Source organism: Mangrovibacterium diazotrophicum, assembly GCF_003610535.1.
GTDB lineage: Bacteria > Bacteroidota > Bacteroidia > Bacteroidales > Prolixibacteraceae > Mangrovibacterium > Mangrovibacterium diazotrophicum.
Genome location: NZ_RAPN01000003.1, coordinates 201,411 through 215,788, shown reverse-complemented (window position 1 = coordinate 215,788; position 14,378 = coordinate 201,411). Strand labels below are relative to the sequence as shown.

13 protein-coding genes are annotated in these 14,378 nt (G+C 43.8%); 10 read left to right on the top strand and 3 right to left on the bottom strand.

The window, feature by feature from the left end; all coding sequences use genetic code 11:
- Nucleotides 1-12: 12 nt before the first annotated feature.
- From BC643_RS19080 to leuB, 9 genes are all read left to right on the top strand, one after another.
- The gene (locus BC643_RS19080) at nucleotides 13-951 is read left to right on the top strand and encodes a helix-turn-helix domain-containing protein (RefSeq protein ID WP_120274876.1); all 939 of its coding nucleotides are present in this window, start codon (nucleotides 13-15) and stop codon (nucleotides 949-951) included.
- 422 nt (nucleotides 952-1,373) lie between these two features.
- The gene (gene ilvC, locus BC643_RS19075; protein WP_120274875.1) at nucleotides 1,374-2,849 is read left to right on the top strand and encodes a ketol-acid reductoisomerase; all 1,476 of its coding nucleotides are present in this window, start codon (nucleotides 1,374-1,376) and stop codon (nucleotides 2,847-2,849) included.
- Nucleotides 2,850-3,004: 155 nt separating this feature from the next.
- Nucleotides 3,005-3,433: a lipocalin-like domain-containing protein gene (locus BC643_RS19070; RefSeq protein WP_120274874.1), complete on the top strand. Its 429-nt coding sequence runs from the start codon at nucleotides 3,005-3,007 to the stop codon at nucleotides 3,431-3,433.
- Between the two features lie 442 nt (nucleotides 3,434-3,875).
- Complete coding sequence (locus BC643_RS19065) at nucleotides 3,876-5,375, top strand: 2-isopropylmalate synthase (RefSeq protein ID WP_120274873.1); 1,500 nt, start codon at nucleotides 3,876-3,878, stop codon at nucleotides 5,373-5,375.
- 81 nt (nucleotides 5,376-5,456) lie between these two features.
- A complete protein-coding gene (gene leuC / locus BC643_RS19060) occupies nucleotides 5,457-6,857 on the top strand; it encodes a 3-isopropylmalate dehydratase large subunit (RefSeq protein WP_120274872.1) in 1,401 nt (466 codons plus the stop codon).
- Nucleotides 6,858-6,888: 31 nt separating this feature from the next.
- Nucleotides 6,889-7,260, top strand: coding sequence for a four helix bundle protein (locus BC643_RS19055; protein WP_120274871.1), 372 nt, complete (start codon nucleotides 6,889-6,891; stop codon nucleotides 7,258-7,260).
- A gap of 30 nt (nucleotides 7,261-7,290) precedes the next feature.
- Nucleotides 7,291-7,875, top strand: coding sequence for a 3-isopropylmalate dehydratase small subunit (leuD, locus tag BC643_RS19050; RefSeq protein WP_120274870.1), 585 nt, complete (start codon nucleotides 7,291-7,293; stop codon nucleotides 7,873-7,875).
- Between the two features lie 153 nt (nucleotides 7,876-8,028).
- The gene (locus tag BC643_RS19045; RefSeq protein WP_211338142.1) at nucleotides 8,029-9,585 is read left to right on the top strand and encodes an alpha-isopropylmalate synthase regulatory domain-containing protein; all 1,557 of its coding nucleotides are present in this window, start codon (nucleotides 8,029-8,031) and stop codon (nucleotides 9,583-9,585) included.
- 32 nt (nucleotides 9,586-9,617) lie between these two features.
- Nucleotides 9,618-10,682, top strand: a complete 1,065-nt coding sequence (gene leuB / locus BC643_RS19040; RefSeq protein WP_120274869.1) for a 3-isopropylmalate dehydrogenase — start codon at nucleotides 9,618-9,620, stop codon at nucleotides 10,680-10,682.
- Nucleotides 10,683-10,752: 70 nt separating this feature from the next.
- Here the strand turns inward: leuB and BC643_RS19035 are convergent, their stop codons facing one another.
- Nucleotides 10,753-11,781: an alpha-L-fucosidase gene (locus BC643_RS19035; protein WP_120274868.1), complete on the bottom strand. Its 1,029-nt coding sequence runs from the start codon at nucleotides 11,779-11,781 to the stop codon at nucleotides 10,753-10,755.
- 228 nt (nucleotides 11,782-12,009) lie between these two features.
- On the opposite strand from BC643_RS19035, the gene BC643_RS19030 reads away from it, so the two are divergent.
- The gene (locus BC643_RS19030; RefSeq protein ID WP_120274867.1) at nucleotides 12,010-12,774 is read left to right on the top strand and encodes a hypothetical protein; all 765 of its coding nucleotides are present in this window, start codon (nucleotides 12,010-12,012) and stop codon (nucleotides 12,772-12,774) included.
- 135 nt (nucleotides 12,775-12,909) lie between these two features.
- Here BC643_RS19030 and BC643_RS19025 read toward each other — a convergent pair whose 3' ends face one another.
- Both BC643_RS19025 and BC643_RS19020 read right to left on the bottom strand, forming a co-directional pair.
- A complete protein-coding gene (locus BC643_RS19025; protein ID WP_120274866.1) occupies nucleotides 12,910-13,611 on the bottom strand; it encodes a hypothetical protein in 702 nt (233 codons plus the stop codon).
- 104 nt (nucleotides 13,612-13,715) lie between these two features.
- The gene (locus tag BC643_RS19020) at nucleotides 13,716-14,087 is read right to left on the bottom strand and encodes a DUF805 domain-containing protein (RefSeq protein WP_120274865.1); all 372 of its coding nucleotides are present in this window, start codon (nucleotides 14,085-14,087) and stop codon (nucleotides 13,716-13,718) included.
- Nucleotides 14,088-14,378 lie beyond the last annotated feature (291 nt).

The following is a 14,378-nucleotide window of genomic DNA, read 5'->3' as shown; positions in this document are numbered from 1 at the left end:
TAGAGTGAGGGCATGACTCAAAGTCAAACCCTCACTTTCTTTTTTACAACAACAGCCTTTATGAACTCCATCAACGAACATTTACCGGTTTACAGCCTCGACAATTTCAGCTCCAGCGAGCGGAAAAGTCAGCAGTTTCAGGTTGAAGTGTTTGATGCCAAGCGCCACTTCAGCGTGAAATACCCGCACCGGCACGATTTCTTTGAAGTGCTTTACCTGATGCGCGGTTCAGGCTTTCATGTGATTGATGGAAACCGATACGAGATCAACCCGCCCTGCGTATTTTTCATGTCGCCGGGGCAGGCCCACAAGATTGAATTCTCGCACGATATTGAAGGCTACATTTTCATTTTCACGGCCGATTTCTACCTCGTCAACCGGAGCAATCAAAACAGCCTGATTGAGTTTCCCTTCTTCTATAATCTGAAGCAGGATAACCCTCCGCTCCGACTGGAAAACCAGCTGGACGTTCAGTTTCTCGAAAACCTATTCAAACGAAGTATCAGCGAGCTCAACAGCGACGATCCGGGCAAACTGGATTTGCTCCGATCTATTCTAGACCTCATTCTGATGACTTGTGCGAGCCGTTACCGCTCGAGCGAAAACATGGCCGGAAAAGGCAAAGGCCACATCCTGGTGAAACAGTTTTATCACCTGGTGGAAGAAAACAACCACAAAAACCTTTCGCTTAAAGAATATTCCGAGATGCTGGCTGTAACACCCAATCACCTCACACAAACAGTGAAGAGTCTGACCGGAAAAACATCGAGCCAGATCGTGAAGGCAAAACAAATATTGGAAATCAAGCGGCTGCTGGTTCACACCAACCTGAGTGTGGCCGAAATTGCACACCAGCTCAACTTTGAAGACCAGTCGTATTTCACCAAATTCTTCAAACGCGAAAGCGGATATTCACCACTGCAATACAGATCTCAAGCTGTTTCAAAATAAAATATTCATGATTTCGAAAGAATCTCCAAGAGGGATGAAAGCCGGATCTTGTTCACATGTCAAGTTGTCGTAGTTGTCATCAGTTGTCGGGCTGTCAATTAATTTCTATTCGGGAGTAACGAGTACCTTTGCGACTTAGCGTCTTTGCGTGAATGGATTCTCAAAATAAAAAATTACCAATCAAATAACTTTCAACACAAAGCTTAAACGGCTGAATTTTAAGAAAGACACGACGAATCATTTCAAACCCCGCATGACAATCCATGAAAATTACCAAAAATTCAAGCTTTTTTACTCGCCTTTCTTCTGAATATTCTGTTGCTTTGTATTCGAAAATTAAAAACCCGATTTCCTAACCCGAAACGGGTCACAACGTAAGTTGAGTTTACAGACTTAAATCATATCATTTAAATACACAAAAAATGGCAAACTATTTCAACACGCTCCCATTGCGTTTACAATTGGAACAATTGGGAACTTGCGAATTCATGGATAAGGCTGAATTTGCTGATGGTGTTAAAAAATTGGAAGGTAAAAAAATCGTTATCGTTGGTTGCGGTGCTCAAGGTTTGAACCAAGGTTTGAACATGCGCGACTCTGGCTTGGATATTTCTTACACACTGCGCGAAGCTGCAATTAAAGAGCAACGTCAATCATACAAAAACGCTGCTGAAAACGGATTCAAAGTAGGTACTTACGAAGAAATGATTCCAACTGCTGATTTGGTAATCAACCTGACTCCGGACAAACAACACACCAACGTGATTGGCGCTGTTATGCCATTGATGAAAAAAGGTGCTGCTCTTTCTTACTCTCACGGTTTCAACATCGTTGAAGAAGGCATGCAAATCCGCAAAGACATCACTGTTGTGATGGTTGCTCCAAAATCTCCGGGTTCTGAAGTTCGCGAAGAATACAAACGTGGTTTCGGTGTTCCTACCCTGATCGCTGTTCACCCTGAAAACGATCCGAACGGTGACGGTATGGAAATCGCGAAAGCATACTGTGCAGCAACTGGTGGCGACCGCGCCGGTGTATTGCGTTCATCTTTCGTTGCTGAAGTAAAATCAGACTTGATGGGTGAGCAAACAATCCTTTGTGGTTTATTGCAAACAGGTTCTATCCTTTCTTTCGACAAAATGATCGAAAAAGGAATCGAACCGGGATACGCTTCAAAACTAATCCAATACGGATGGGAAGTGATTACTGAAGCTTTGAAACACGGTGGTATCACTAACATGATGGACCGTTTGTCGAACCCAGCAAAAATTAAAGCTTTCGAATTGTCAGAAGATATGAAACGCATCATGCGTCCGTTGTTCCAAAAACACATGGACGACATTATGAGTGGCGAATTCTCAAGCACAATGATGAAAGACTGGGCAAACGATGATGTTAACCTGTTGACATGGCGTGCTGCGACCGGAGAAACTGCTTTCGAAAAAACTCCTGCCGGCGACGTTGAAATCAGCGAACAAGAATATTTCGACAATGGTGTCTTGATGGTTGCTTTCGTGAAAGCCGGTGTTGAATTGGCTTTCGAAACCATGACTGAAGCTGGCATCAAAGAAGAATCAGCTTACTACGAGTCACTGCACGAAACTCCGCTGATCGCGAACACAATTGCTCGTAAGAAATTATTCGAAATGAACCGTGTGATTTCTGACACTGCAGAGTACGGTTGCTACCTGTTCGATCACGCCTGTAAACCGCTGTTGACTGAGTTCATGAAAACCATCGATACTGATGTGATTGGTGAAACTTACGGCGAAGGTTACGACAATGGCGTTGACAACAAACAATTGATCGCTGTGAACGAAATCATCCGTTTCCACCCTGTTGAACTGATTGGTTACGAATTGCGCGAATCAATGACTGCAATGAAAAAAATCGTTTAATAAAACGATTCATAATATTGGAAAGCCCGTCATTTTTTTGGCGGGCTTTTTTTATACCAAAAGCTCCCGCCTTCGCCGGTGAGCATGCATCCAGAACATGTTGGCAATCTGCTTTAAAAAGGTTAAAATTAAGTAACCTAAAAAACCGATGCGATATGAACAGTTTAATAGTTGGAACATGGAAACTCAAGTCGTTTGAGGTGAAAACAAAAAACGGCGAAGTAATTTATCCTTACGGTGAAGATGCAACCGGGCTTGTAATCTACTCCAATACCGGTTTTTATTCTATCCAGTTTATGCCCAGAATTCAGTGCACGGGCGATCTCAAAGGAATTTCCTATTTTGGAACCTACGAGTACAATCGCGAAAAAGACTACATCATCCATCATGTTGAAGGCTCGCTCTACTCCGGAATCGAAAATGTGGACAAAATCCGCTATTCAAGAATTCGGGGCAAGCACCTCACCCTAACCTGCCCACCGCTGGTTTGGGACGACCATACCGAAACGATCGCAACCATTTATTTTGAAAAACAGGAAGAGATTCCGGAGTTAAGCGTAACACAACCCATGCCCAAATATTAAAAAACATTCAATATCAGACACTAACACTTTCTTCTTACGTATTGACAGCACAATCCCACAGAATGTGTTATAAAAGAGCTTTTCCTCCGAAAACTTTTTTCGAATGTCAATGTTTATTTGGTTTGATTGACAATTTCTCAACTGCTTGTTTTATTGCTCAATAAGCAATTGGAATCTTTTTCTTTAAGATTGTAAAATTAGCGGGGCAAAAATTTTCAGTTTAAAATTAAATTGTGATATTTGCAGGAAATCTTTTGGAGATGACAAAAATTAGCACCATTTCTATTCTCGGTATTCTTCTCGGTATTCTACTCTGGATGCGCGACTGAGAATGGTATGGGTGTAATTAATTATAAGAAATAACATAGAGCCATTCTCAGCTGAGAGTGGCTTTTTTAATGCTAAAAAGAAAGTAACAGATTATAAAACAAATCATTTCATCATGAGCGACAAGTTGTACATTTTTGACACCACATTGAGAGACGGAGAACAGGTTCCGGGGTGTCAGTTAAACACAGTTGAGAAGATTGAAGTGGCCAGAGCTTTGGAGGAATTGGGCGTAGACGTGATCGAAGCCGGTTTCCCTATTTCAAGCCCGGGGGACTTCAATTCAGTAGTCGAAATTTCTAAAGCGGTTACCTGGCCAACAATTTGCGCCCTCACCCGTGCTGTAGAAAAAGACATTGATGTTGCCGCCGAAGCGCTCAAATACGCCAAAAAAGGACGTATCCATACCGGTATTGGAACATCATATTACCACATTCATCACAAGCTCAACTCAAATCCTGATGAAATCATCGAGCGTGCCGTTCGCGCGGTAAAACACGCCAAGAAATATGTAGAAGATGTTGAATTCTATGCTGAAGATGCAGGTCGTACAGAGAACGAATACCTGGCTCGCGTAGTTGAAGCGGTTATCAAAGCTGGTGCGACGGTGGTTAACATTCCGGACACAACCGGTTACACCATGCCTTACGAATTTGGTGAAAAAATCAAATACCTGATCGACAACGTAAAAGGTGTACACAATGCGATCATTTCAACGCACTGTCACAACGACCTGGGTATGGCAACTGCCAACACCATCGCCGGTATTATTAACGGTGCACGTCAGGCCGAGGTAACCATCAACGGTATTGGCGAACGTGCCGGTAACACCAGTTTGGAGGAAGTGGTGATGACCCTGAAGAGCCGTTACGCTGTTTTAGGTATCGACACCAACATCAATACAAAGAATATTTACAAAACCAGCCGTTTGGTTTCGAACCTGATGAACATGCCGGTTCAGCCGAATAAAGCAATTGTTGGTCGTAACGCGTTTGCGCACTCATCCGGTATTCACCAGGACGGCGTGTTGAAAAACCGCGAAAACTACGAAATCATCGATCCAACTGAAGTTGGGATCAACGAATCGTCAATTGTATTGACTGCCCGTAGTGGCCGCGCTGCTTTGAAACACCGTCTGGAAGTGTTGGGCTTCGAATTAACCAAAGAAAAACTGGACGAAGTTTACGAGAAATTCCTGGAATTGGCCGACAAGAAAAAAGACATCCGTGATGACGATGTTGCGATGTTGGTTGACGATACGGAGAAAAAAGAACGTCGCATCAAATTGGACTTCCTGCAAGTTGTAACCGGAAAAACCCTGCAACCAATGGCATCTGTTCGTTTGGACATTGCCGGCGAAAAATTCAACGCTACCGCTTCGGGTAACGGTCCGGTTGATGCTGCTATCAATGCAGTGAAACAGATCGTGAAACGCCACGTAATTCTGGAAGAGTTCCTGATCCAGGCGATCACCCGCGGAAGCGACGATGTTGGTAAAGTGCACATGGAACTTGACTTTGAAGGTGTAAAATATTTCGGTTTTGGTGCCAACACCGATATTATCACCGCTGCAGTTGAAGCCTTCCTGGACGCTGTCAACAAAATGAAAGTATAAGTAGGAAATAACGTCAAATAAAAACTAAATACGCACAACGCTACCTCTCCGAGGATGTAGCCTGGATGAAAAAATAATTTTATGGAAGCTAAAACATTATTTGATAAGATTTGGGATGCCCACGTGGTGAAGCAAGTTGAAGGAGGCCCAAATGTATTGTATATCGACCGTCACTTTATCCACGAGGTGACCAGCCCGGTAGCTTTTTTAGGTTTGAAAACTCGCGGACTGAAAGTTTTCCGTCCGGATCAAACCACTGCTACCCCCGACCACAACGTTCCAACCATCAACCAAAACATGAGTATTGTTGATGAGTTGTCGCGCAACCAGGTTGAGATGTTGAAAAAGAACTGCGAAGCCAACGGCATTACACACTACGGTTTAGGTAGCGACGGTCACGGTGTCGTTCACATCATCGGGCCTGAAATGGGTTTGACCCAGCCGGGTATGACCATCGTTTGCGGTGACAGCCACACTTCTACTCACGGTGCTTTCGGTGCTATCGCATTCGGTATCGGTACGTCAGAAGTTGAAATGGTATTGGCCAGCCAATGTATCATGCAGCCAAAACCAAAGAAAATGCGCATCACTGTTGAAGGTCAGTTGGGTAAAGGCGTAACTGCTAAAGACATCGCACTTTATATCATCTCTAAAATCTCGACCAGTGGGGGTACAGGTCACTTCATAGAGTATGCAGGTTCTGCCATCACCAACCTGACCATGGAAGGTCGTATGACTTTGTGTAACCTGAGTATTGAAAGTGGTGCCCGTGGTGGTATGATCGCTCCGGACGAAACCACCATCAGCTACGTTAAAGGTCGCAAATTCGCTCCTCAAGGTGAAGCCTGGGATAAAGCTGAAGCCTATTGGAAAACATTGAAATCAGATGAAGGTGCAAAATTCGACACTGAATATGTGTTTGATGCAGCTGACATTGAACCAATGATTACTTACGGAACCAATCCGGGAATGGGTCTTGGTGTAAGCCAATCAATTCCAACAGGAAGCGAACTCCAGGGAACTGACAAGACTACTTTCCTGAAATCATTGAAATACATGGATTTCAATCCGGGTGATGCGATGAAAGGTAAAAAAGTTGACTACGTATTCCTGGGAAGCTGCACAAACGGACGTATCGAAGACTTCCGCGCTTTCGCTCAATTTGTGAAAGGTAAGAAGAAAGCCGACGATGTAACTGTTTGGTTAGTACCTGGATCAAAAGCAGTAGAAACACAAATCATCTCAGAAGGTCTGGATAAAATCTTCACCGAAGCAGGCATGGCACTTCGTCAACCGGGATGTTCAGCTTGTTTGGCAATGAACGATGATAAAATTCCGGAAGGCAAATACGCAGTATCTACTTCGAACCGTAACTTCGAAGGTCGTCAGGGACCGGGAGCCCGCACATTGCTGGCCAGCCCGCTTACCGCTGCTGCCGCTGCTGTTACCGGAGTAATAACCGACCCAAGAGAATTTTTGTAATTGCTTATTGATGAATGATTATTGATTACGAATGGACCGACTCGAGCTCAAACAAAGAACGCAGACTTTTGCACACCGATGTGTGAAGCTTGCCAATTCTTTGTCAGAAACAAAACTCGGTCGCCACATACAGGGACAACTAATCAGATGTTCGACATCCGTTGCTGTTAATTACCGCGCGGTGTTATTAGCACATTCTGACGCAGCATTTGCAGCAAAATTATCCATCGTAATAGAAGAAGTTGATGAATGTGATTTTTGGATGGAGTTTGCAGTAGACGAACAACTTGTTTCTCGCGATAAAGCAGAATTGCTCTTGCAAGAAGCAAAAGAACTAACGGCAATATTCATCAGTTCAAGAAAAACAGTTCAACTGAAAACAAGAAGTAGTCATCATCAGTAATAAATAATAACTTATAAATAATCAGTTCAAATGGCTTACGATAAATTTTCAAACATAGTATCTCCGGCTGTTCCACTGCCGATCGAAAATGTGGATACCGACCAGATTATTCCTGCACGCTTCCTGAAAGCAGTAGAGCGAAAAGGATTTGGCGACAACCTGTTCCGCGACTGGCGTTACGATAAAAGCAACCAACCAATCGCTGAGTTTCCGTTGAACGACAGCAAATTCACTGGCAAAATCCTGGTTGGCGCTAAAAACTTTGGTAGCGGATCAAGCCGCGAGCACGCTGCATGGGCCATCTACGATTATGGCTTCCGCGTAGTTGTTTCAAGCTTCTTTGCCGACATCTTCAAAGGAAACGCGCTGAACAACGGATTGCTTCCGGTGGTTGTGAGCCCGGAATTCCTGGAGAAAATCTTCGACGCAATCGAAGCTGATCCAACAGCCGAGTTCGAAGTTGATCTTCCAAGCCAAACCTTCACGATCAAGGCGACAGGCGAATCGGAAGAATTCGACATCAACCCATACAAAAAACACTGCCTGCAAAACGGGCTCGACGATATCGACTATCTCGTCAGCTTACACGACGAGATCGTAGCATTTGAAAAATAATGCCGCAAAAGCAGAGATTCGATCGACTCGTTCGGTCCTCTCTGCTTTTCTTTTACAAAAGGCTGAAGAATCAGTATTACGAGGAGAAGCCGCTGTTTGAACCACAGACGCAAACAGTGGGTTAATTGAAGGCATAAAGAAAAAATAAAACTCATGACGGTAAAATCAGTCGCAATTGCCGAGCGCCAACTTCAGATCATGGACACCACGCTGCGCGATGGTGAACAGACCTCGGGCGTGTCGTTTACCGACACCGAAAAGCTCAGCGTTGCCAAAGTATTGCTGGAAGATGTGAAAGTTGACCGGATTGAAATTGCTTCGGCCCGGGTTTCTGAAGGCGAATTTAAAGCCGCCAAGCGCATCATGGAGTGGGCTGCCGAAAAAGGCCACCTCGGTCGTGTTGAAATACTCGGATTCGTTGATGGTAAAACATCTTTGGACTGGATCAACCGGGCCGGCGGAAAAGTATTAAACTTGTTATGCAAGGGATCGCTGAACCACGTGACCCACCAACTGCGGAAAACTCCGGAGGAACATATTGCCGACATTCAAAAATCGATTGATTACGCAAGCGAACTGGGTATCTCAGTCAATGTTTATTTGGAAGACTGGTCGAACGGTATGCGCAACTCCAGAGATTACGTTCATTTCATGATTTCGCATCTGAAAGAAATGAATGTAAAACGCATCATGCTGCCGGACACACTGGGAATTCTCGACCCGGACGAAACATTCGATTACTGCAAAGAAATGATCAACAGGTACCCGGATGTTCAATTTGATTTTCATGCACACAACGACTACGACCTGGCCATCGCCAACGTCTTCCACGCCTTAAAAGCGGGAGTCGACTGCGTACACACAACCGTAAACGGGCTGGGTGAACGTGCCGGTAATGCGCCACTTTCGAGTGTGATTGCCACGGTGAAAGATCACATGGGCATGAAAACCAAGGTGAACGAAAGTATGTTGAACCGGATTTCGAAAGTTGTTGAAAGCTTCTCCGGCATTCGCATTCCAACCAACAAACCGCTGATCGGCGAGTTTGTGTTCACGCAATGTAGTGGTGTTCACGCCGATGGTGACAACAAAAACAAGTTGTACTTCAACGACTTGTTGCCGGAACGTTTTGGCCGTACCAGAACTTACGCTCTAGGCAAAACCTCCGGTAAAGCCAACATCAAAGCCAACCTGGAAGACCTGGGTATTGAGTTGACAGCTGATGCGCTGAAAAAAGTGACAGACCGGGTAATTGAGCTGGCCGACCACAAGGAAACCGTAACAGCGGAAGACCTTCCATACATTGTTGCCGACGTGCTTCAGGAAAGTGTTGAGCAGCGTATTTCGATTAACAATTATGCACTGACTTATGCGATGGGACTTCGTCCTTCAGCAACGGTCAGCATCAACATAAACGGGAAATCGTACGAAGCTTCCTCGTCAGGAGATGGTTTGTACGATGCTTTCATGAAAGCAGTAAAAAGCATTTACAGCAAGCTGAAAAAGCCATTCCCCACACTGATCGACTACTCGGTAACTATCCCTCCGGGCGGTAAAACCGATGCCTTGGTTGAAACAGTGATTATTTGGGAAATGGACCGCGAGTTCAAAACCCGCGGGCTAGCGCCTGACCAAACGGCTGCGGCGATCAAAGCAACCACCCGCATGCTCAACCTGGTTGAGCACACCATGAGCGAAAAAGTTGAATAGTACATTTAAATATATTTGAAACCAAAATAGAGATGAAGTTAAAATTAGCTGTTCTCCCCGGAGACGGAATTGGCCCTGAGATTGTTGATCAGGCCATGAAATCAGTGAAAGCAATCGCTGAAAAATTCAACCACGAACTGGAATATGAATTTGCCCTGACCGGTGCCACTGCCATCGACCAGGTTGGTGATCCATACCCGGAAACTACCCACGATATTTGTATGAAAGCCGACGCCGTACTTTTCGGTGCCATCGGTGATCCTAAATTCGACAACAACCCGAAAGCACCGGTTCGTCCGGAACAAGGTTTGCTGGCGATGCGCAAAAAATTAGGTTTGTACGCTAACATTCGCCCGGTAGAAACTTTCGAATCCTTGTTGCACAAATCACCGCTTCGTCGCGAGTTGGTTGAAGGTGCCAACTTTGTAGCGATCCGCGAGCTGACCGGTGGTATCTACTTCGGCGACAAAGGCCGTACCGACAATGGTAACACTGCTTACGACCACTGCGTTTACACACGCGCTGAGGTAGAACGTATCCTGAAACTGGCCTACGAATTCGCGGGAAAGCGTAACAAAAAACTGACTGTTGTTGACAAAGCAAACGTTTTGGAAAGCTCTCGCCTGTGGCGTGAAGTGGCTCAGGAAATGGCTCCAAACTACCCGGACATCAAAACCGAGTACATGTTTGTTGACAACGCCGCGATGCAAATCATCCAGTGGCCGAAAAACTTCGACGTGATGGTAACTGAAAACATGTTCGGTGATATCCTGACTGACGAAGCCAGTGTAATTACCGGATCACTAGGCCTGTTGCCTTCTGCATCGATGGGTATCCACACTTCTGTGTTCGAGCCAATTCACGGTTCGTACCCGCAAGCTGCCGGTAAAAACATTGCGAACCCAATTGCAACAATCCTGTCGGCTGCCATGATGTTCGAATATGCATTCGACCTGATGGAAGAAGGTAAACTGATCCGAGAAGCTGTTGATGCTTCAATGGCTGAAGGCGTGGTTACTGTTGATATTGCTGAAGGCAAATCATACAGCACATCTGAAGTTGGTGACTGGATTGCCGACTACATTGCTAAAAAGTAATTGTAAATTACCAGATACAAGAAAGCCGCTCCCAAATGGAAGCGGCTTTTATTTTGGTCTATTATTTCCCTTATTTTAGAAGTTCGCCGACCTGTTTCAAAATCTCAACGCAGGGTTCAGGTATTCTTCCCAAACCATCAGGGCCAACATTCAACAAAAGATTGCCTCCTTTTTCATTAATATCGTGTAATTTGGCAACCACTTCCTCGGCCGATTTCCAGTGGTGATCGCTGACTTTAAAGCCCCAGGAATCATTCATCGTATAACAGGCTTCCCACTTGTAGTTCACTGCTTCTTCCAGATGTTCCTGTTCCGGCGTTCCAAAATCTTTCTTGAAACTTTCACGCTTGGCCACCCGGTTATTGATAATGATTGACGGCTTCAGACTGCGGATATAATTGTACAAATCAGTTCCGACTTCGTTATTCCACCAAGCCTCCCAATCACCGTCAAACCAAAGAATGTCCGTATCGTATTTTTCGATCAACTCGCGAACCTGATTTTTCAGGTAAACAATGTATTCGGCTCGCCAGGTTGAATCCGCGGGAGCTTCTGCCCCTTCAAACAATCCATACAAATGTTTTTGCGTTGGATGATGCCAGTCGATAATGCTGTAATAAGTTCCGAAGCGAAGCCCGTACTTTTTGCAGGCTGCACTCAACTCGGCCAGAATATCCCGCTTAAACGGAGTAGCCGATACATCGAAGTCGGTGTAATCGCTGTTCCACAAACAAAATCCTTCGTGGTGCTTCGAGGTAACAACCAGGTATTTCATCCCTGCCTCCTTCGCCGTTTTTACAATAAAATCCGCATCAAAATCTTTCGGATTAAAAGTCTCCGTCAATTTCGAATACTCATCTGATGGTATCTTCATCATTCCCTGGATCCATTCCGCGTATCCTTCAACGGTATCATTTTTCCACACGCCTCCCAATTCTGAATACAATCCAAAATGAATGAACATGCCGAATTTAGCATCGGTGAACCATTGCATCCGCTTGTTAAATTCCGCATCCGATTCATTCAAATAGTTTTTCATACTCTGAGCCTGTGTCAATCCTGATAGTAATAACAGTCCAATACAAATTAGTTTTTTCATCCCTTCAGTTTTTCATTTTGTCAACGTCACACAATAAAGCAAATTTTCTCGGGGAAACAGAAAATGATCTGTTCGAAAGGTGATCGATTTAACGGTAAATTGCGCTGTTCAGATACTGTGATCTGGTTCAAATAGTCAGAATCCAAAGAAGACAGGGTAAAATTTCACAGGCACAAGGAATCTGAGGTTCATGTTTTTCTAGAATGACATTCCGACTATCTTTACTGCATGAAAAAAGCGACGGCAACAAAACTTTTCTTGGCTTCTTTTACCACCCTGGGCTACTTGTTCCTGTTTATCATCTTCGGCTTGTTTCTCGATAGCCGATTCATGGTCGATGGTTTTCTGCCCAAGCAGGATTTAGCAACCATCGTGATGTTTATTGGTTTTGCGGTTCTGTTTTACAACTCGGGCTCGCGGATCCGCGAGCAAATGATTTATGCCGTCATTATTGGCGTTTTGGGCGAATACTTATTTTCGATTGGTTTGGGCATGTACACCTACCGACTGGGCAACGTGCCTCACTACGTACCACCCGGTCACGCCATTGTTTTAATTGCGACCGTCAATTTTTGTAAGAAATCCATCGTCAAAAAACAGCGTAAAATGCTGGAACGCCTACTGACTATTTTCATCCTCGTCTACGCTACGCTATTCCTGATTTTTGCGAATGATATTTTCGGCTTCCTGATGTCACTGACTGTGATCTACATTTTACGGAATAAGCCGCGCGAACGCCTGTTTTACCTCAGCATGTACCTGGTGGTTGCCTTCCTCGAAATAGTGGGAACCACTTACCAATGCTGGTACTGGCCCGAAACAGCTTGGGGAGTCATTCCATTTTTGAAAAGCGCCAACCCACCCAGCGGAATCAGCCTGTTTTATTTCCTGCTCGACCTGGGCTGCCTGTGGTTTTACAAACAGCGAAACCGCCAGGCATGGGGCAGAATGAAAAGTATTCGGTTTTTAAGAGACGAAAAGGTGCTCGCTTGAGAACTATTTTAATTTGGAATAAAACGGAACTGAATTTCTGATAACGACAACTTGCTGAGAAAGATTGACTATTCCATGTTTTAGGCTTGTCTTTCGAATTACCATTTCAGTTGAAATGGTAAATTATGCACTTGGTTAAAAATCTTTTTGTCTTTCGATCACATCTTCTTGAATCGCTTTTATTAATGCATCTACTTTCCGATGCAAATCCAGAGGCGTGTTCACTTTCCAAAGGGCACACAACTCTTTCAATTTACTATCAAGATCATTTTCAAAGGACAAATCGTAGCAAATGTAGCCGAAGGACTTAAGTTCAGCCGGTCTTAGGTATAATTCAGTATTAGTTTGCATTGCATTCAAACCATACTGCCCCATAACTTCAGACAGCGCGCCGTCGGAAATATCACAGATATAGTCAAAAAGAAGTTTATAAAACGGCGATAATTCGGAATTATTCGTGGTTAATGAATCAAGCAAATCAAATGTTATAGAATCATCGGTCGGATAGATTTCACCATTGTAAAACCGCTTTGCTGAAACAACCAAATTGGGGTTCTCGAGATAAAAGCGGATGGGTTTACCCGCAACGGAGTCAACTTGCAAATCCCTTTTAATTTCCGGCATATCATCCGCATTAATTTTTGGCAAATCAGCTTGGTAAGAACTTTCCTCATTAGTACTTTCAGATTTGTATTTAGTTTCCGCAGAATCGTTTTTGGCAAGATGCTTTTCTGTAACTATTTCGATTTTATCCGTGCCAGAATTCGGCTTGGTATTTACAGCTGGCTGACAAGCTAAAATAACAAAGGAAACTATGGTGTAATAAGATTTCTTCATACTAACGACCAAATTCTTTGATGCTAAACAGCAAGAGTAGTGATAATCTGCTGCTTTTTATAGCTCGTCCACCACTACTCTTACTATCTGGAATAACCAAATTTTTAGGCAATCGCTTCTTTGGGATTTTGTCCGTACTGATTCTCTCCAGCATTACTATCTGTTAGTGTAAGAACGAGAAGCCAAATTGCTCCAACAAGCGGAATTAAAATAATCAAGTACATCCATCCACTTTTACCAACATCGTGCAGTCTTCTTACTGTTACAGCAAGCCCGGGAATAAACATTGCGAGAATATAAACAAAATAAAATACCCCGTATGGAGCCGTTCCCAGAGTTGTCCCCAAAACATTATCCAATATTATTGCTACAATCGCAAAAATAATGTTGAATAACGCAAACATCCAATACTCTTTTCTTCTTGATCTTCCACCGAAGTCGGCATACTGTTTTAGAACCTTTAAATACCAATTCATAAAATTTTACGTATTTTATTTTCCTACTCTTTAGGCTTTTCGGTTTGGCCCCGTTTTTATAGTGGTCACTGGTCTCCACATTCCACTTATATTTATAAAAGAAATAATTATTACAATCCAAACAATAACAACTAATTTCCCGTCCCAAATACCGTTTACTGCACTCGTATATAACGCACGAAATCAATAATTAATTATGGGTCTAAGCTAAAATTCAGTCGAGATATTACTAATCCCAAAATATAGAATAATAATGCTCATTCAGTCCGTCTCCTAAATTACATATTTTCA

What these genes read in the sequence shown, in the direction of transcription:
- BC643_RS19065 (WP_120274873.1), top strand. Translation starts at nt 3,876, where the DNA reads ATGAGCGACAAGTTGTACATTTTTGACACCACATTGAGAGACGGAGAA.
- leuD (WP_120274870.1), top strand. Translation starts at nt 7,291, where the DNA reads ATGGCTTACGATAAATTTTCAAACATAGTATCTCCGGCTGTTCCACTG.
- BC643_RS19045 (WP_211338142.1), top strand. Translation starts at nt 8,029, where the DNA reads ATGACGGTAAAATCAGTCGCAATTGCCGAGCGCCAACTTCAGATCATG.
- BC643_RS19070 (WP_120274874.1), top strand. Translation starts at nt 3,005, where the DNA reads ATGAACAGTTTAATAGTTGGAACATGGAAACTCAAGTCGTTTGAGGTG.
- BC643_RS19020 (WP_120274865.1), bottom strand. Translation starts at nt 14,087, where the DNA reads ATGAATTGGTATTTAAAGGTTCTAAAACAGTATGCCGACTTCGGTGGA.
- BC643_RS19030 (WP_120274867.1), top strand. Translation starts at nt 12,010, where the DNA reads ATGAAAAAAGCGACGGCAACAAAACTTTTCTTGGCTTCTTTTACCACC.
- BC643_RS19055 (WP_120274871.1), top strand. Translation starts at nt 6,889, where the DNA reads ATGGACCGACTCGAGCTCAAACAAAGAACGCAGACTTTTGCACACCGA.
- leuB (WP_120274869.1), top strand. Translation starts at nt 9,618, where the DNA reads ATGAAGTTAAAATTAGCTGTTCTCCCCGGAGACGGAATTGGCCCTGAG.
- leuC (WP_120274872.1), top strand. Translation starts at nt 5,457, where the DNA reads ATGGAAGCTAAAACATTATTTGATAAGATTTGGGATGCCCACGTGGTG.
- BC643_RS19080 (WP_120274876.1), top strand. Translation starts at nt 13, where the DNA reads ATGACTCAAAGTCAAACCCTCACTTTCTTTTTTACAACAACAGCCTTT.
- BC643_RS19035 (WP_120274868.1), bottom strand. Translation starts at nt 11,781, where the DNA reads ATGAAAAAACTAATTTGTATTGGACTGTTATTACTATCAGGATTGACA.
- BC643_RS19025 (WP_120274866.1), bottom strand. Translation starts at nt 13,611, where the DNA reads ATGAAGAAATCTTATTACACCATAGTTTCCTTTGTTATTTTAGCTTGT.
- ilvC (WP_120274875.1), top strand. Translation starts at nt 1,374, where the DNA reads ATGGCAAACTATTTCAACACGCTCCCATTGCGTTTACAATTGGAACAA.